General features: G+C 44.9%; 17 protein-coding genes. 6 read left to right on the forward strand and 11 right to left on the reverse strand.

Annotated elements, in window-relative coordinates; genetic code table 11:
• Positions 1–139: 139 nt before the first annotated feature.
• The 11 genes from OH460_RS00405 to puuE all read right to left on the reverse strand — a co-directional run bounded on the left by OH460_RS00405 (position 140) and on the right by puuE (position 8,750).
• On the reverse strand, positions 140–613 hold the full coding sequence (locus OH460_RS00405) for a GNAT family N-acetyltransferase (protein WP_269993987.1): 474 nt from the start codon (positions 611–613) through the stop codon (positions 140–142).
• Between the two features lie 48 nt (positions 614–661).
• Positions 662–1,897: an MFS transporter gene (locus tag OH460_RS00410; protein WP_239931761.1), complete on the reverse strand. Its 1,236-nt coding sequence runs from the start codon at positions 1,895–1,897 to the stop codon at positions 662–664.
• Between the two features lie 40 nt (positions 1,898–1,937).
• On the reverse strand, positions 1,938–2,441 hold the full coding sequence (locus OH460_RS00415; RefSeq protein ID WP_269993991.1) for an RDD family protein: 504 nt from the start codon (positions 2,439–2,441) through the stop codon (positions 1,938–1,940).
• Between the two features lie 343 nt (positions 2,442–2,784).
• Positions 2,785–3,258 carry a GrpB family protein gene (locus OH460_RS00420; protein ID WP_269993993.1) on the reverse strand — a complete coding sequence of 158 codons (474 nt, stop codon included), beginning with the start codon at positions 3,256–3,258 and terminating at the stop codon, positions 2,785–2,787.
• A gap of 32 nt (positions 3,259–3,290) precedes the next feature.
• Complete coding sequence (locus OH460_RS27360; RefSeq protein ID WP_333482700.1) at positions 3,291–3,530, reverse strand: hypothetical protein; 240 nt, start codon at positions 3,528–3,530, stop codon at positions 3,291–3,293.
• A gap of 110 nt (positions 3,531–3,640) precedes the next feature.
• Complete coding sequence (locus OH460_RS00425) at positions 3,641–4,027, reverse strand: hypothetical protein (protein WP_269993996.1); 387 nt, start codon at positions 4,025–4,027, stop codon at positions 3,641–3,643.
• 245 nt (positions 4,028–4,272) lie between these two features.
• Entirely contained in the window at positions 4,273–5,592 is a 1,320-nt protein-coding gene (locus tag OH460_RS00430; RefSeq protein WP_269993998.1) for a urate hydroxylase PuuD, read from the reverse strand.
• A gap of 14 nt (positions 5,593–5,606) precedes the next feature.
• Positions 5,607–6,167 (reverse strand): ureidoglycolate lyase, encoded by a 561-nt coding sequence (locus OH460_RS00435; protein ID WP_102425350.1) that lies wholly within the window; start codon positions 6,165–6,167, stop codon positions 5,607–5,609.
• Between the two features lie 14 nt (positions 6,168–6,181).
• Positions 6,182–7,168, reverse strand: coding sequence for an allantoicase (gene alc, locus OH460_RS00440; RefSeq protein ID WP_017069066.1), 987 nt, complete (start codon positions 7,166–7,168; stop codon positions 6,182–6,184).
• 122 nt (positions 7,169–7,290) lie between these two features.
• Positions 7,291–7,806, reverse strand: coding sequence for a 2-oxo-4-hydroxy-4-carboxy-5-ureidoimidazoline decarboxylase (gene uraD / locus OH460_RS00445; RefSeq protein ID WP_061033009.1), 516 nt, complete (start codon positions 7,804–7,806; stop codon positions 7,291–7,293).
• Between the two features lie 23 nt (positions 7,807–7,829).
• A complete protein-coding gene (puuE, locus tag OH460_RS00450; protein WP_105058770.1) occupies positions 7,830–8,750 on the reverse strand; it encodes an allantoinase PuuE in 921 nt (306 codons plus the stop codon).
• Positions 8,751–9,161: 411 nt separating this feature from the next.
• Here puuE and uraH point away from each other — a divergent pair, with 411 nt between their 5' ends.
• The 6 genes from uraH to OH460_RS00480 all read left to right on the forward strand — a co-directional run bounded on the left by uraH (position 9,162) and on the right by OH460_RS00480 (position 18,796).
• Complete coding sequence (uraH, locus tag OH460_RS00455; RefSeq protein WP_061033007.1) at positions 9,162–9,515, forward strand: hydroxyisourate hydrolase; 354 nt, start codon at positions 9,162–9,164, stop codon at positions 9,513–9,515.
• A 244-nt stretch (positions 9,516–9,759) separates the two neighbouring features.
• Positions 9,760–11,103: an NCS2 family permease gene (locus tag OH460_RS00460; RefSeq protein ID WP_017065002.1), complete on the forward strand. Its 1,344-nt coding sequence runs from the start codon at positions 9,760–9,762 to the stop codon at positions 11,101–11,103.
• A gap of 224 nt (positions 11,104–11,327) precedes the next feature.
• On the forward strand, positions 11,328–12,779 hold the full coding sequence (locus tag OH460_RS00465) for a nucleobase:cation symporter-2 family protein (RefSeq protein WP_269994009.1): 1,452 nt from the start codon (positions 11,328–11,330) through the stop codon (positions 12,777–12,779).
• Positions 12,780–12,940: 161 nt separating this feature from the next.
• On the forward strand, positions 12,941–14,305 hold the full coding sequence (locus tag OH460_RS00470) for an 8-oxoguanine deaminase (RefSeq protein WP_269994011.1): 1,365 nt from the start codon (positions 12,941–12,943) through the stop codon (positions 14,303–14,305).
• Between the two features lie 688 nt (positions 14,306–14,993).
• Positions 14,994–16,232, forward strand: coding sequence for an alpha-xenorhabdolysin family binary toxin subunit A (locus tag OH460_RS00475; protein ID WP_136984156.1), 1,239 nt, complete (start codon positions 14,994–14,996; stop codon positions 16,230–16,232).
• 167 nt (positions 16,233–16,399) lie between these two features.
• On the forward strand, positions 16,400–18,796 hold the full coding sequence (locus tag OH460_RS00480; protein ID WP_269994017.1) for a hypothetical protein: 2,397 nt from the start codon (positions 16,400–16,402) through the stop codon (positions 18,794–18,796).
• Positions 18,797–18,870 lie beyond the last annotated feature (74 nt).

Consider the following 18,870-nt stretch of genomic DNA (forward strand, 5'->3'; position numbering starts at 1 on the left):
TTAAACAAGGAGTGATTTGATACTAAGAGTGATATTAGAAAAGAGTGTAAGAGGAAAGTAAAAACAGCACAGAGAATTGGAGTTAGTGCTGTTTATTTGAACACATCAGGCATTAGCAGCATATCTAAGGAATCAAGCTTTAGCTTTTAATTAAATGCTTTTCCATCGGGATACAGTCGAGGCTGATACCTCTAGGAGAATGATAAGTGGAAAGCTCATCACCAATAAAGCCACACAAACGATAAAACGCTGCTGCATTCAAAGTCGATTCTAGTTTCATTAGAGGCAAGTTGTGTTGATTCGCTAGCCCCTCTAAGAATTGCAGCATCATTTTAGCTGCACCTTTACCGTAAAAATCAGGGTCTACGAAAATCGCATCGACCATACCCGTTTGAGTATTGATCTTACCGCTACCAATTACTTGACCATCCACTTCGGAAACGTAAAAGGTTGCTCCCACGTCAGCAATAAATGCCTCAGACATCCCGCCCGGTGTCCACAATGAAAGCTGTTCTTCCGAGTAATAAGCGGGGCACTGGTCAAGAATGGCACGACTGCGAATATCAAAAATATCCTTGGCATCAGATCTAGCTGCTTTCCTTATATTAATCATAATTAATCTCCAAAAATTAATAGATCGTGTTTGCTAACTGATAAAAAACTAGTCAATAGCTAATGCAGGCGAACGTTGCGCTTTAGCTGACATAAAATAGAAGCCAACCGCACTAGCAAGGGAAATTAAAACCACACTTAGCCAAGTAAAGGTGTAACCATAATCATCAATAAAATAGCCAATGACAACAAAGCTCGGCATAACAAAAAGCATTCTTAATGTAATCAACACTCCTTGAATACGTCCACGATGGCTCGACGGTGAGTTGTTTGCTAGGTATACCCCTTCTTTTGTTAAAAGGAGGACCTCGCCAGCAGAAAGAAATAACCAAGCAAAGAAATGAACAGGTATGGTTGGATACAACATCACCAGCATGTAACCAAGTGCAAACATCAAACCAGCGTAAGCAAGGCTAACTGTCTCTAGTTTCTTTGAGGTTAACCTCATTAAAATGGGTGTGATCAGCACCACTAAAACACAAGCGTAAGTCATTAGTTGCCCAAAAATGACAGGACCTTGCTCTCCGAACACGTGACTCAAGTACAGTGGGCTCGCCATTGTCATTTGATTCAATGAGTACCACAGCAATCCGCATAGAAAAGTGAATAGTAAAAGCCTTGGCCTTGCTCGTAGAACGGACCAAACAGAGCCTGAGACAGGCTGTTCAAGCTCGCTATCGTTGGCCGATTCTATTCCAGTTTGCACTCTCACAAACGTAGCAACAATAACAACACAGCAAAGAGCAGCCACCCCGTTACCAAAGAATATCCACTCAGTATGATTCCAAAACAGGTAACCAGCCATGATAGGACCAAGGGCTGAACCAAAGTTGTACGCTAAATAGCTGAGCGAAATAACTGCATCACGATTTTTAGGTGTGGAAAGATCAGCAACTAAAGCATTGCTCGCGGGCAGAGCTAAACCACCAAAGAAATAGGCTGACAACAACAGCGTAGGCACGATGACAGGATCATCAGCGAAAAAACCACAGACAATCAACAATACTGCAGAGGTAAACTCGCCAAAAACCATGATTCGTTTATGTCCCAACCTATCCGATAGCCTCCCACCTAAAAAGCTCCCGAAGAGGTATCCTCCCGTGCCCGCCATTGCTAAGGTGCCAGCTACCGTTGCAGAGTACCCCAACTTGTCAGTAAAAAGTAGGACAAGGAATGGCAGAATGAAGTTACCCATCCCTAAAATCATTCTAGCCACAGCTAAATAATAAATATTGTTTGGTAAGTTCCTGTACATTGCAGTGGCAGAGAATAGCTGATTGATCATAATATCCTTAAAGTAAAATCAAGTTTTTGGCAACTGTGTTTTATTCGATGGTGCTGAAATCGAGGTTTCTAGGCACGGCAACACTCACCACCTGAGTGCCTGCAATTAAGTCATGCAAACAGCGTCTGTCTTTACGTAAAGCAAACAGGTAATCAAGAGTCGATATATACTGACCAACAACAGGAATATAAACAAAGATACTCATCGGTAAGATTCGTTTGAGCACTATGTTGAATAAACCTAGTTGTTTGCCATCCATATCAACAATTGCAATTTCCATTACATTTTTACCGATCGTTTGTCCCTTATTTTGCAGTAAGTAGCCGTGACACAAGAGAAACATCACCCAGCCATAAACAAACACCATGATTTGTTCGTGTAGATCTATAGTTCCGTTAGAAGCAGCTCGATCGAACAAGTCGGTATACAAAACAACTGGAATCATAGCAGCCGCGTAAATGAGGCCATCAATAATAAAGGCCCAAAAACGAGACCATCGAGATGCGAGAACAACTATGGGTGTATTTGCTATGACTTCAGACATGCCCTTTCCTAAGGTAGTGTTGATTATTGATGTAGAGAGTGCGATTTCTGATAACTAAAGCTTCATTTATTGATAAAAAACGTAGAAATAGGTATGAAAAACACTTTGTTTTCAATAGATAAAGCCGCTTTATAAAATCAAGCAAAACATAGCACGAACAAATATCACAATAGGTATTCAATGCAGTTTATGTGAGTTTCATTGCATAAAAAAAGACAGAGACGTAATGATAGATTGGAAGGATACTTACGAAGGTAAACTTGGAAGTAAGAGGTGGGGACTTAATACGCTGTATAAATGCATTTTCACTAAATAGTGATACCAACAATGAAGACTATCGCGTCTACTCTAGCCCTAACACAGACTCAATAAAAGCTGACTTCTTTTCACGATATTTGTCTTGTGGCCAACCTTCACAAGACATTTTGAGTGTATTGTATTTTTCGACTAAATCGGTGCTTGCCCTCAGCCTGTCTCGAAACACTAAAAAGCACTCAAACTCAGAACCATTGGCGACCACTTGCAACGCCACATCATCAGAGTATATGGATTCCAACATACACAGTTCAGATGTTCTTAGCGTATCTAGCTTCTCTTTAAAGCCGAGTGCTGTGAGTCGCTCTGCGGCATCCTCAAGCTCGTTAAACTCAACACCAACGAAAATATCTAAATCGCCCTTAGATACAGCTAACGGAATGGATGATGCGCCGACGTGCTCAACTCTCGCGGTAGGGAGTAGCTTCTTAATATCACGCTCGTATCGTTCAAACATCTCACGGCAAGCAGCTTGGTATTGTTCTGCTGGGTAAAATTGCATGCATCCTCACTATTCAAATTAACACTAGTGCACTAAAGGCTATTAAATACGCCTATTGCTAAAAGAAACAGAACGATACTAATAATCCCAATATTAGATACTCGATCCCGCTCTTTTTCATCAGGTGTAAACGAAGGAAAACGCCCTAAAGTGAACACCTTGGATACAACCCACCCTACGCTAAAGCAAATGATATCCATAATGAAGAACTGGAAAAGCATGCGAAAGAACGCACCAACGAACCTAAAGAGTGTGAGTACTATGTCTTCCATTTTGTTTCCTAGCTAATGTCAATTTGGAATAGAAAGTGCCACGGGTAGAGATTCATATCAAGTACCTTATACAGGACTGTATATGTAAAAAACACTAATACGCGCGACGACTATAAATCCATTCCATATTGACTTAGGCAAACCTTAAAAGCATCGCGCTCACCAGTCGTATTGATCAATGCCGCTGCACTACTTTCCCACAACTCCACGTGACCGTTAGTTAGAACATCTGTACTAACAAGTAGCATTCTTCCACCAGCATAAGTTTCTACACGATAGCCATCTTTGCGAACCTGTTGCCTAGTATCTATATCAGTCAGCATTGAATGTGACCGAAGGAAACCATCATATACGCAGTTAGCAAACTCCAACACCGCACCTTTAGGAACCGTCCCACTCATCAACGATTCAAATTCTGCAGTGTCTAACCGTGTTGGTGCCGATGAACAACCGACCACGGAACTTAAAACTACAAAGGCCGTTATTAACTTCTTCATATAGTTACTCGTAAGTACAAAATTTATACCTGACGAACTTTAATTTCATATGCACACTTAGTCACTAACTAAATGATAATTCTGCATTTCCTTTGTCCAAAAACAAAAAGCCCCGGTTATAGGAACCGGGGAAACAGGGTGGGATGAGTTTGGCGCGTGCCCGTAAGACCAAACTCTCCCCAAGCCTCACCTAAGACTCATGCTCTTAGGTAAAGGATGCTGAGCACTGTTATTGAAAAGTACGGTTATTGAATCGTAGCGCCTTGTTCTACCCAAGTGCCGATGAGTGCTCGCTCTTCGTCGGTCATTTGAGTCATGTTACCAAGAGGCATCACCTGAGTTGTTACGGTTTGAGCAACGATCCTAGGTACATTAGCTTTGATTTCTTCTGGCGTATCAAGCATGACACCTGCTGGCGCAGCAGCAAAAGCGGCATGGCTAGGCGTTGCAGAGTGACACACTGAACAACGCTCTTGAATGACTTTGTTGATGGTTTCAAAGCTGACGCCTGCGCTCGCCGTTTGCATAGCATGGTCAGCAGACACTGTTTGAGAGTCTGTCGCCGTTGAAGCCGTATTGCTTGAAGCGAGCTCTTCTGGAGACGATTCGGTCGTGCTCACAGGTGCTTCTTGTACCACTGGTGCTTGCACTACCGGGGTCATCTGTTTTTTCGCGTAAGGTGAGGTAACAAACGCGAGAGTGATCATACCCAATGCCGCTACTGGCACTGTCCATGCGAACTTCTGACTGCCATGACGGGTGTTGAAGTAGTGACGAACCAATATACTGAAGACAGCTAAGCCTGCAAGAATCAACCAGTTGTATTCCGAGCCGTAAGTGCTTGGGAAGTGGTTACTGATCATGATGAACAGCACTGGCAGTGTCATGTAGTTATTGTGACGAGAGCGCAGTAGACCTTTCGCAGGCAGTGCCGGATCCGGTTCGCGTTTCTCTTCAATCGCTTTCACCAAGTTACGCTGCGCAGGCATGATGACGCGGAATACGTTACCCACCATGATGGTACCGATAATGGCGCCCACGTGGATATAAGCACCACGGCCACTGAACACTTGGGTTAGGCCATAGGTCGCAGCAACGAGCAGCACAAACAGCACAACGCCAAGCAACACCGGGGTTTTTCCTAATGGCGAGTCACACAGTAAGTCGTAGATAAACCAACCAGCAACGAATGAACCAATACCAATCGCGATTGCCGTTGTTGAATCAAGGCCAGAGCCCGGTGCAATCAGGTAGATTTCTGCGTTGAGGTAATAAACGACACCCAGTAGACACACGCCTGTGATCCATGTGAAGTAAGCTTCCCACTTGAACCAGTGTAGGTGCTCTGGCATTTCTGGTGGCGCAAGTTTGTACTTCTCTAGGTGATAAATACCACCGCCGTGAATCGCCCATAAGTCGCCTGAAAGGCCAGTTTTAGGGTTAACTCGGTTAAGGTTGTTCTCTAACCAAACAAAGTAAAATGATGCGCCTATCCACGCAACACCAACAATCATGTGAATCCAGCGAATCGCTAAATTCAACCACTCTGTAATATGCGGATCCATAATAAACTCCTGTATCACAACGCTTTAGCTAAGCGTTGCTCTTCCTTGTTGTCTTCCGTTGGCATATCTTCCAAATGCAATGCCACCAGGTCGTTCTCAAAATAAACTTCATCACAGTTATGTCCTTCTCCACCTCTATCGACGATCAAGAACTGGTCTTGATCCGTGAGTGCAAGAACCGGGTGATGCCACACCCCTTTGTGATAGTTCACTCCTTGACGGCCGTTGCTTAAGAAAGCTCGGCAATTGGCTAACGATGGGTTACCGCCTTTTGGGGCAACAACAATTAAATAGGGTTGACCTAGTAATGGAATGAATGCCTGAGAGCCAAGTGGATGACGCTCTAGCATTTTGATGGTCAGTGGGTAGCTCAACGGCGTAGCTTGGAAGATGCTGATGATCGCTTCTCCGCCCTGGTCTTGCACGTCCGTTGTCGCTAGCTTGTGGTAGCGACGTGTTGAGCCACTGTTGATCATGAAGAAATCACTATTATCAGACTCGATAACATCCCCAAACTCTGCAAAAGCCTGCTTAGTTAACGGTTCGATAGTTAAACGACGTATTCCATTACTCATACTGATTTCCTTACCTATTTCGCTTTCGTACCAAATAGACGCAAACGGCTAATACCACCATCTGGGAATATGTTTGCACGTACGTGGGTAATCGCACCAAGGTCGTTTACCTCAGAAATGAATTCGTGAATCTCGTGCGCTTGCAGCTTTTGTGCTGGCAAGAGTTCACGCCAAAATAGGCTTTGTGTTTCCACTTGATCATCGGTACCGCCTTTCACATAAGCCGCTTGGATTGAGCAGCTGTCTGGGTAGTTACCTTTAAAGTGCGCCGTATCCACAACGATACGTTCGATATTACCTGGATGGCCTAATGCCACGATTACCCAATCATTACCCGGCGTACGACGGCGCGCTGTTTCCCAGCCATCACCCATGTTTTCACCTCGGCCTGGGCCTAAGATGTTGGCTTTATTACCGTAGTGCTCATCGCTACATGCGAGTGCTCGGCCACCGTGCTCAACCGCTGCTAGGTCGACTTGTTGCTGAGAATCTATTGCGTCCCAATCAACGCTTGGTCGGCCGTAAACACGAAGGCGTGCGACACCGCCGTCTGGGTAGATGTTCAAACGTAGGTGCGTAAATACTTGGTCACTTTCGATGTCTTCAAGATGATGATGATCACCTTGTAGTGCCATTGAAGGTAGAATTTCTTGCCACTCTGTTGAGTCTGTTGGCTCACCCTGTGGTGAATAGCATGCGTCGATTGATGCCGAAGGTGGGAAGTTACCTGTGAAGAATGAGGTATCAATATCAACGCCAGCAATGGTGCCAGCTAGACCAAGGCGAACGACACAGTAATCGTAACCTTCGCCGCGTTTACGTCTGCTTTCCCAGCCGTCCATCCACTTGCCGTTGTCGTCATATAAGTCGTCTTTCCACTCTGGTGCTGCGTGGCTGAGTAGACGACTTTTATCGGCGAAAAAATCGTCTGTTGCGAAGATAGCTTCTGCGCCGAGTTTTTCGTCTGCAAGGTTTATGTACTGTTCAAATTTATGGGTCATGTCCGTGTAATCCTATGAAATTAATCAAGTAATAATAAAATGAGAACTTAGTGGCTTATGTTTTTACAAATCGAACCTTTAGGCACTAAGACTGGGCTGAGATAGCTGTTAACTCCGTTAACTTACATATCCCAGAGACGAAACATCGCGATCTTGTTGATCTCTTGAATCGCCGTAGCAAACTCAGTTTCACTATCATTTCCTAATCGCATCTCGAACGACTCAAGAATTTGGTAACGATTGGCTCCCTTCACCGCCATGATAAAAGGGAAATTGAAGCGACTTTTGTAGCTGTTGTTATAAGAAGTGAATTTTTCAAATTCTTCGGCGCTGCATTGGTCAATGCCCGCCCCCGCTTGTTCTTTTGTCGACGACTCAGTAAGTTCGCCGTTTACTGCTGCTCTGCCCGCTAAGTCTGGGTGAGCGTTGATCAAAGCCAACTGTTTGCCTTGGTCGGCATTCAACAAGGTCGATGCCATTTTTAGATGAAGATTCTCAATGTGGTCGTCTTCGGCATTCAAACCTTGGTCATATACCGCCTCAGCAACCCATGGGCTGTGCTCGTAAACATCAGCAAAGTGCGCGACAAAAGTGTCACGGTCCATGGTTGTTGGTTGGCAAGATCGAAATTCAGTCACGTTAAGCCTCCTTGCTGTTCGTTCTAATTTTGTTGTCCGTTGTATGGATGATGTTTGTGCCAGTGGTTGGCGATATCGATTCGACGACATAGCCACACGCTGTCATGCTGTTTTACGTAATCTAAGAAACGTCTTAATGCAGCAATACGACCGGGGCGACCAATAAGACGACAATGCAGTCCTACCGACATCATTTTCGGTGCGGTTTTGCCTTCCATATAAAGGGTGTCAAAAGTGTCTTTTAAATACTGGAAGAACTGCTCACCCGAGTTGAAGCCTTGCGCCGTTGAAAAACGCATATCGTTCACATCAAGTGTGTAAGGGATCACCAGTTGTGGATGACCGGTTTCGGTGTGCCAATAAGGCAGGTCATCGTCGTAGGCATCTGAGTCGTAAAGGAAGCCACCTTCTTCTGCAACTAAACGACGAGTATTCGGCCCTGTACGACCGGTATACCAACCTTGCGGGCGTTGACCCGTTACCTGTTGGATGATCTCAATCGCTTTGGTCATGTGGTCGCGCTCTTCTGACTCATCAATGTATTGATAGTCTATCCAGCGATAACCGTGGCTACAGATTTCGTGACCTGCTTCTACCATGGCTTCAGCTACGTCTGGGTGACGCTCAATTGCCATAGCGACCGCAAATACAGTCAGTGGAATTTCATATTCATCGAACAAGCGAAGAACACGCCACACACCCGCTCGGCTACCATACTCATAGATGGACTCCATGCTGATGTGACGCTCGCCTTTGATCGGCTGTGCTGACGGGATCTCTGAAAGAAAGGCTTCAGACTCGTCGTCTCCATGTAACAAACAACGCTCACCGCCCTCTTCATAGTTCAATACAAAAGAAACCGCGACGCGCGCATTACCTGGCCATTGAGGGTTGGGAGGATTCGCTCCGTAACCGATCAAATTTCTTGAATAATCCTTATTCATCCAAGTACTCCTAACATAAGTGGTTGGCTTAGCCGCTCTTCAACTGACCCATCGAAATGATTCAGCTATTGGTTATTTCAAAACCGAGCAACCTTACCCCTGTACATTTATTGTATACAATTATTTATCTCAATGTAAAGATTTTGTTATTCAAGTTAAATTTGAACCATTTTATCATCTAAAAACAATAATTTAACAAAACTCAACCTCACCAAAAAACGATAATAAGGATCGATAAAGTCAGAAAAAAAGATACAATGGTTAACATTTTTCCAACAATTCGCTTTACTAATTGTGTACAGTTCGTACATAGTTAGTGATAACAAAGTGACCAGTTGCACTCTTTTGCAAGGTCGAAATGGATACATAAACCACGGAACAGAGGAGCGCCAAAAGCGCTATTAAAGGACTATGGGAAGATTAACAACACACGTATTAGACACCACACACGGCTTGCCTGGCGCAGAGATCAAGGTAGAGCTTTATAAGGTAAACGAAGACTCAACAGAAAAGCTGGCGACCGTGCTCACCAACTCCGATGGCCGTACCGATGCGCCGATTCTGGCAGGAAATGATTTCCGCCCGGGGAAATATCAATTGGTGTTCTATGTAGCCGATTACTACAAAAGCAAAGGTGTCGAATTAGATGGCGTGCCTTTCCTAGACGATGTGGTTATTCGTTTCGGCTTAGATGATCCCGATGCGCACTACCACGTTCCGCTTTTAGTCTCACCATACAGTTTCTCGACTTATCGGGGCAGTTAGTCCCGATGCTTAGAATCCCGATCTAGGCTCAATCAACCAGTAATAAACAGATTCATGCGTGCATCTAAAAAGATGCATGCTCATTAAGCACGCTCACATAAAAATACTAACAACGTTAACAGTTAAAAAATGAGCCGCGCAAAGCTCATGAATAACGAGTTAGAGCTAGGAAAAACCTTAAAACTTAATATTGAAATCTCGCTGTATTCAATAAATGGATCACAACATAAAAGGACTTGCAGACATGAGTGAGAGTAAAACAGAAATACTCAACCAAGATGCGAACAACGGAATTTTAGAGAAGCTCTTTAAGATTAAGGCACACGGAAGCAGTGTAAAAAATGAGTTAGTCGGCGGTGTCACCACCTTCGCGACCATGGCTTATATCATCTTCGTTAACCCACAAATCATGGCCGCTTCAGGCATGGATGCAGGGGCAGTATTCGTCGCAACCTGTATTGGTGCTGCGATCGGCTGTTTGTTAATGGGGCTATTTGCCAACTGGCCTGTCGGCCTAGCACCGGGTATGGGTTTGAATGCGTTCTTCTCATTCACAGTAGTAAGCGAAATGGGTTATAGCTGGGAAGTGGCACTGGGTGCGGTGTTTATCTCCGGTATCTTGTTTGTCGGGATGAGTTTTTACAAAGTCCGCCAATGGATCATCGAGAGTATTCCTGAGAGCTTGCGATATTCCATGACTGCAGGTGTTGGTTTGTTCTTAGGTCTCATTGGCTTAAAAACAGCAGGTATCGTCGTCGAAAACCCAGCAACTTTGGTTTCTTTGGGTGACTTCACCAAACCAGAAGCTCTGCTTGCTGCGATTGCATTCTTGATCATTGCGGTTCTGAGTGAGCGTAAAGTGTTTGGCGCGGTGCTTATCGGTATTTTGAGTGTAACGCTAGTCGGCATGATGCTTGGCCTAGTTCACTACGATGGCTTCTTCGCTGCACCACCAAGCTTAGCTCCTACCTTTATGGCAATGGATATCGCAGGTGCACTAAACGTATCGATGATCAGCGTTATCTTGGCTTTCCTTTTTGTAAACATGTTTGATACAGCTGGTACCTTGATGGGCGTAGCTGAGCGTGCAAACCTGACCAACCCTGAAACGGGCAAGATTGAAGGCCTAAGCAAAGCACTGAAAGCCGACAGTATTTCAAGCGTGGCGGGTGCGTGTGTAGGCTGTCCGCCAGTAACCAGTTATGTAGAGAGTGCAGCCGGTGTTGCAGCAGGCGCACGTACTGGCCTATCTGCGATTGTGGTTGGTGTATTGTTCTTAGCGGCAATTTTCCTATCACCGTTAGCCGGTATGATCCCCGCTTACGCGACGTCTGGCGCTCTTATTTACGTCGCATTCGTGATGATGAGCAGCATGCAGCACGTCGATTGGAAAGACTTCACTAACGGTGCTCCAGCCGCGATTACCGCACTAATGATGCCACTGACCTTCTCTATCGCGAATGGTATCGCACTGGGTTTCATTACCTACACCGTGCTTAAGTTGGCGACAGGTAAAACCAAAGATGTGTCTATCTCGATGTACTTCCTAGCGGCTATCTTCATCGCCAAGCTAGTGTTCATCGGTTAACCCTAAAGCTCCTGAGCAGTCATTTCTTGATTGCTCACAACGTTGCTTGGCTGGTTCGCAAGCCAAGCAACAACATGATTTTTAAGAAAGCTAATTGCATTGATGACGAAAGAGTAGAAACCCTACCGATTCGGTGCACTTTTTTATGACCCTACGCAGTTTGTAGAAGTCATTATTTGACCGCCAATCGCCTGTAAACGGAAACGCAGGCAGAGGAATATCAAATGAAACTTCTGTACACCCTTAATGAAAGACCGCCCCATGGGCTAACCCTTCTACTCGCTTTACAGCACATGCTCGCCTCGATTGGTGGCATCGTCGCTGTCCCTCTTATTGTCGGTGCCTCCATCGGTCTACCCAACACAGAGATCGTTTCACTGATCAATGCGGCGCTATTGGCTTCTGGTATTGTGACTGTCGCGCAATGTCTCGGTTTTGGCCCTGTTGGTATTCGACTGCCTGTTGTAATGGGCTCAAGCTTTGCCTTTTTAGGGGTCGCTATTTCGATCGGCAACGAAGGTGGTGTCGCCGCTATCATGGGCTCGGCGCTTATCGGTTCATTCGTGGTAATTGGTGCCAGCTTCTACATGGACAAGGTTCGCAAGCTGTTCCCGACCGTGGTAAGTGGTGTGGTGGTTACCCTAATCGGTTTAACCATTTTACCGGTTGCCATGAACTGGGTTGGCGATTCTCCTGCCAACACGGAACAATTCGCCACCCTACCTAAACTGTTTCTCGCACTGGTTTCTTTGGGGATCGTGATTGGCGTATCGGTTTACTGTAAAGGCGCGGTTGCGGCCTCCGCTATCGTGATTGGCCTAGCAGGTGGTTACATTGTGGCGCTGTCACTCGGCATGGTCGATCTTGAGCAGATCAGCTCTGCTGCTTGGGTCGGTGGCCCAGAACCATTCAAGTATGGCTTTACGTTTTCTGCTAGTGCCATCATCAGCATGAGCTTGGTGTACATCGTGGTTATCGCTGAAGCAACCGGTGACTTCATGGCGCTTGGCAACAACTGCCAAACCCAAGTATCCGGTAAAGACTTAAAACGTGGTCTTCTAGGCGATGGTCTTGGTAGTACCTTGTCTTCGATTTTAACAGCGATGCCACTAGCGTCATTCAGCCAAAACGTCGGCATTGTTGGTATCACAGGTGTGGCAAGTCGCTATGTTGTAGCTGCAACCGGTGGTTTATTAATTTTAGGTGGTTTATTCCCGAAATTAGCCGCTATTGCCGTCACGATTCCGAAACCTGTTTTGGGTGGTGTGGGCTTTGTGATGTTCGGGATGATTGCTTACGCGGGTATCCGCATGTTGATCAAGGCCGCAGACACCAAGCGAAATGCCTTGGTAATCTGTGTAGGTTTAGCGTCTGGCTTAGCCGTCACCTTCGAACCAAGATTGCTTCAACATTTGCCACACGATTTAGCGAACTTCCTTCACTCTGGCATTACGACTGGCACCATCATGACGGTTGTTCTTAACCTTGTATTACCTAAATCTTCACGCGCAGAAGAACAAGAAGCGTTAGCCGAAAGCCAAGCGCAAGTTGAGCTAGAAATGAAAGAACAAGCTGAAGAAGAACTACACTCAAATGAGCAATTAGAAATTCAACAAGCAACAACAGAAACTGAAGTTCAAACGGCATCAGATAACCCTGAGCCAAAAACGAACTAGATAAATCGCTAACGAGCGTAAAACCGATTTCCGTAGAATCACGGGCGTGACGATAACACTGAATGTTTCATCGCCCTTGATTCGAATTTATCTTTTAACAACAAATACCAAATAAAGACCCTCTTCCCTGAAAAGGCTGAGATGGCTAAGGACTACTATGAATGGAAACCATCTGGATTAAGAATCCTCTCGCAATCTACACTGGCTCACTAGCTGATGCAGAAGGCGGAATTGTCATTAAAGGTAATAAAATCATTGAGCTGGTTGGCAAACACAAAGAGCCGACCTTACCCGTAGATTACAGCGTCGACGCCTCTCGCCATGTTGTAACACCAGGGCTTATCAATGCGCACCACCACTTCTATCAAACCCTAACGCGTGCCTACCCCGGCGCACTCAATAAAGAACTCTTCCATTGGCTACAAAGCCTCTACCCGGTTTGGGCCAACCTCGATTCTGAGATGATGAGTCTCGCAACCGAGCTCGCTTTGGTTGAGCTGATGATGTCGGGCTGTACTACAGCGTCGGACCATCATTACTTGCTGCCAAACGGGCTTGAACACGCCATTGATTTACAAGTCGAGGCGGCAGAGAAATTGGGCGTAAGGGCGATATTCACTCGCGGTTCCATGAGCCTTGGGGAGGATGAAGGTGGACTACCTCCACGACACACCATTCAAACCGAACAAACCATCATTGATGACAGCCAACGCTTGATTCGTGATTACCACCAGCGTGATGAAGGGGCGATGATTCAAATCGCACTCGCGCCTTGTTCGCCCTTCTCGGTCACAACAGATCTGATGAAAGAGACCGCCAAGATCAGTGAGCGTGAGAACGTAATGATGCACACCCACCTGTGCGAAACCTTAGACGAAGAAGACTTCTGTATTGAGAAGTTTGGCCTGCGCCCTGTCGATTACCTAGAAGATGTCGGCTGGCTCAATGAACGCACTTGGCTTGCTCATGGTATTCACTTCAACCCAGAAGAGATTAAGCGTTTGGGTAAAGCAGGAATAGGTATCAGCCACTGCCCAACTTCCAACATGATGTTGGCTTCCGGTATTTGTAAGAATAATGACCTCGAGGCCGCGGGTGTAAAGGTCGGGCTGGGTGTGGACGGTTCTGCTTCAAACGACGGCTCCAATATGATTGCCGAAGTTCGCATGGCGATGTATCTACAACGCCTGCAATATGGCTCTGCGAATGTTTCACACTTTGATGCATTGCGCTGGGCAACATCAGGCTCTGCTGCGGCAATGGGCAGAACCGACATTGGTACGCTAGAGGTCGGCAAACAAGCCGACATCGCGATGTTCAAGCTTAATGACATTCGCTTCTCTGGCAGCCACGATCCACTGGCAGCACTACTGCTCTGCGGTGCTCAACAAGCAGATAAGGTGATGGTTGCAGGTAAGTGGCGAGTTAACGATGGGGCAGTGATTGGCGTAGACATGGAGCAGTTAATACACCGTCACCACGCCGCTGCGATGAAACTCGGGAAACTGGCAATGAATAATAACTAACGCCAATGCTTGTCCATCAAACAGTGTGTACCTCACTATGATGGGCAAGCTTCCTTACTACTAATAAAAATTCAATTCTGACTGTTAAATACGCCGTCCTATTGGTTGTTCTTCCCCTAAATATTCAACCAAAATCCACTCTATAATTAATATCACTAATTTAATAATTACTAATTTAAATATGACTAATTTAATTAAAGCTAAATATTAAACCTATTATTTATTTGGCACAGGTCAAATTTAAAACGCTCGTTCTAATTATATAAACATCAATTCAATCAACAGATTTAGTAATAATCACAACAATTATGATAATTACATTTCTATCACTTAACTCATTGGTGAATAGAATAAAAATCTCCGATGCCTTTCTAGATATAGCCTGAAGAAAGAATAGAAACTAATGATTTAAATATCACTAAATTCAATAGATCAACAATCAAGCAATACGGATTCAAATATGTGATCTAAATAGAACTTTTCATTATAAATTTGCTATAGATTGACCAAATCTTATAAAAACAAAAAACATATTAATGGGGAGTATATTTAAAACCCACAAAATAATTACAAGAATAGCAATATAAACAATTCAATAAACCCGCATAAATATATAGGAATACCATTTCATGGTAGGGGATTTTATTGTCTCTAGAAAAGCTAATAACAAATCTAACAGGGATAAAACATGAAAAAAATCACACGAACGCTGGTATTATCTTCGATCTCGATTGGACTGCTTTCCTCTTTTGCTTTCACTTCTCAAGCAGCGCCAATTCAAGTCAATCAAGCGTCAGCCGAACAGAACATACCTCAAATCACCTACGATACGATCACCGGTGAAAATGGCGTTTTTATCGATCTAGAAACCGACAATTTCATCCTCAAACAGCAAGAGTGGTATCAGATTCAAGCGTATGTCGAGGGAGCACTGGCACTGCCCGTAACAGAAACCAGCATGAAATCGGCTTTTAGTATTCCTAACGACATCCCTTTTTCTAACTTCCAAGCCTTAGTTCAGCAATATTCCAATATCCATGACACTGCTTTCTACTGGAAAAAGGACCTGTATCCAAGCATCGTGAACCTCTCATTGAGCCTAGCGAACTACGTACAAATCAAAGACTACATGCTCAACCCTTTGAGCGACGCCCTTAATGAGATGTTGGCAAAAGCATTTTCACCGTTACCGGAAGATATCGAGGCTGTTGAACGCAATCGAAAAATGGCGATTGCTTATCTGAAAAGCCTGCAAAACTTTTCATTGAGATACCAGCAAGAGGTGTCCGATGTTGGTGACAACTTGTTGGACTTTTCTGCACAACTAGACACGCAAAAGCTACAACTTGAAGTGTTGGAAGGGACCCATAACGGGTATCTAACGGATGATGGCAGTGTACTTCAACAGCAAGTGAACGATATCAATGCCCGAATCGCACAACTCAACAAAGACTACACGCACTATGTCACGGTTGCCTCTACTGCCGTCACCTACGCGTGGTTCCCTTTAGTAGCCGTACCAATTATGGGTGTCTACGGAGATAAAGCAGAGAAAGCGCGTAAGCTTCGCAACGAACTGCAAAATGAAGTTAAAGATTTAGAAGAACAATTGTCTTACACACAAAAGGTATATAACTCTTACCATCGCTCTTCAGAAAGCATTGATCTTATATCTCAGCAAATTGAAGACGCTATCCCACATATTAATAAGCTGAAGTTAAATTGGCAGCAAATGAACACCGACTTCACATCACTGCTTGCTGCATTGGATGAAGCTCAAAACAATGCCGACATCATGAAAGACGACGCAATGCTTGGTGCTATTGGTGCATTAGCCAACACATCGGTTGCAGAAATGAACTGGAATAACATCAGCGAGAAAGCTAAGGCATTTGCAAATAATGCTTATATTCAAGAAATGGAGTAGTCCATACCCATCGACAAATAGCTCGGCAAAGCGAAGCCTCGCTATAAGTTAAACCAGTAAGACCAATAAAAACAAACTAACAACAGAACCCCACGCCTTATGAAAAATAAGGTGTTGGTTTCTGCTACCCAAAATTTGGCTAATACTCATTTCGACAGGACATTAATATGAGAATTCTACCGATTATTATTTCTCTTTCATTATCTCCACAAGCTTTTTCTAGTGACTGGCTAGAGCTTAATAACTTGCCTAATTCCATCGAGTACCCAACTTGGGTTCAGTCTGCCTATTCAGATGTCGATGTTCTCTCTCGCTCTACGTCGGACCTCCACATCAACCTCAGTGACTGGATTGCAGAGCAGAACCTTTACGTGACTAAGCCCTCCAAGATCGTCGTTTTTGCCGATACCATTGAGGTTCCAGAAAACTTCAACTTGGTGGTGAATAACCAAAACATTCTCATTTTTGCCCGTAAAATTGTCGGACAAGGCGCCCCGACTTTCGTTCTCGGGCAACAAGGCGCTGCGGCATCAGTGACTGTGATTGCAGGAGAGATCGAAACTCCAATTAATGTCCTCGCTTTCCAAAACGATGGCAGCATTACACGAGATGCCCTTTCAGCAGAAGATGGCGATGGAACCTCTGTGGTATTAGCAGGAGAACACTACCGCAGAACCACCATCGACTCGAACATTACTGGGCAAATGAAACTGGCGACCACACCTTTTACCGACATTGTTAACCGCTCTTTTGATATGGCTGCCAGCTTATTCGACACCAACCCAGAGCTTGGTCTCGAACTGATTAACTGGATCGAGCAGAGTTTGCGTCACGCAGGCTCAGTGGTGGAAGATGACCCTATCCTTTCAGACCTATACCTCCAAACCGTTGCTTTTAAACAATTCATTAGTTTCAGCACTAAAGAGAGCAACTATGTGCCTTATCTCGACAAGGTGCTCTACCAAGGCAAATACGAAGCGTACCTGAATGCAATGATCGCGTATCAAGCGCAGTGGGATGTCATTCAAGACAGAAGTACGGTGATCGAAGACAAGATTGAAGCTGCGAAGTTAGCACTCGCTAACGTTGAAGACGTTCTTAGAGCGAAAAACTCGATCATCACTCAAACTCAATCCAATATAGACAAAATAGGCGACAGCCTGACCGAAATCGACAGCCAATACAAAGCTCAGGAGCTTGTGACACTGAGTGCAAGAACCACTTACTTGGTCGGCGTGGAAAACTGGAAAACTCAGCAAGAGCTCAATGCCGCCTTGGCTATCTTCAAAGCCATCGCAGAGATTGGCAGTGCCGTCAGTGGTGTGTTCACAGGGAATCTATCTGGTGTGAACGACCTCACCGAGCAGTTGGCTAAAACGCCAGAAGCACTGGATAAAGCGAAAAACTTAGTCACCAATATCAAATCAGTCACGGGGATCATTGATAGCGTTACCAAGACCATTTCGGGCATCGCACAGCTCACCGCCGATGTGAAATCGACCATCAAACTTCATAAAATCTCCGAAGCGATGGATGGCTTTGACTTTAATATTCCGACTTTGAATGAGAGCAATCTAGCTTGGGATCTGATGATCACCGAGATCCGCAGTAATTTAAGGCTTGCTGATAGCTTGGGAATTAAAGGCGCAAGACAATATCTAGTCGAACTCGAAAAACAGGTGCTGTTAGGCAAAGCCATTAACACCACTCAACTTAACTTTGCGCAAGAGCAAGCTAAACTCGTCGACCTATTATTGACCAAAAACGTCACCGCTAATCAACAGCAAAGATTGAGTGATGCTATTGAGGGTTATCAGGTAGACAGTGGAAGTTTCGACTCCATCGAGCGTGAGCTTTCGCGAGTGCTAATGCACTTCAAACGTCCAATGTATGTGGCTTTGTCTAACTATGTTCAGGCATACGAATACTGGGCGTTAAAACCAAGTGAGATCACGCCTTCACTGAATAAAAGTTACTTGGACTACCAGTTTGACCTCGCGTCCATCGAAAGTGAGTATGTGAATGCGCTCTCTTCATTCCAACCAGCACCACAAGATTTCACTATCGACAACTACACCATCTCTAGCCCAGAGCAACTCGATAGCTTCGCAACCACTGGTGAGTTGAACTTCACCATTCCATTGGAACAGGCACAACTATGTTCATTCGACCGAGTCAGACTCTCTACAGTACGCGTGTTCTTAGAGGGGGAAAAATTACCTTATGGCAAGCAGCTCAACCTAAGAGTATCTAGCTCAGGTAACTATGCTGACCGATACCAGAATCAAGATTACCAATTCAGTTCTAACCCAGTCTCACGTGCGTTTTACTACCGCTTGGATGATCCAACCACCAATGACGTTAGCATCATCACCGATGGTGCAGTGGCGAATAAGTTCGAGTATGCGTACTTCCAACCAACTCCATTCTCGTCGTGGAATGTCACCCTCAACAACTTCGATGAGGCAGACCAAGCCAACAACCAATACCTAAAAGATGTCGAACAAATTAGGGTTGAGTTCTTAGGCAGTGGTATCCCGAATGGCAACAGTTGTTCTAACTGAAGTGAGAAATAACCAAGCTATCTAATAGCCATAAAAAGGCCGACATCTTGTCGGCCTTTTTGGTTTTATTCGAT

This window comes from Vibrio sp. Makdt (assembly GCF_027587015.1).
In the GTDB taxonomy this organism is placed as follows: Bacteria; Pseudomonadota; Gammaproteobacteria; order Enterobacterales; family Vibrionaceae; genus Vibrio; species Vibrio chagasii_B.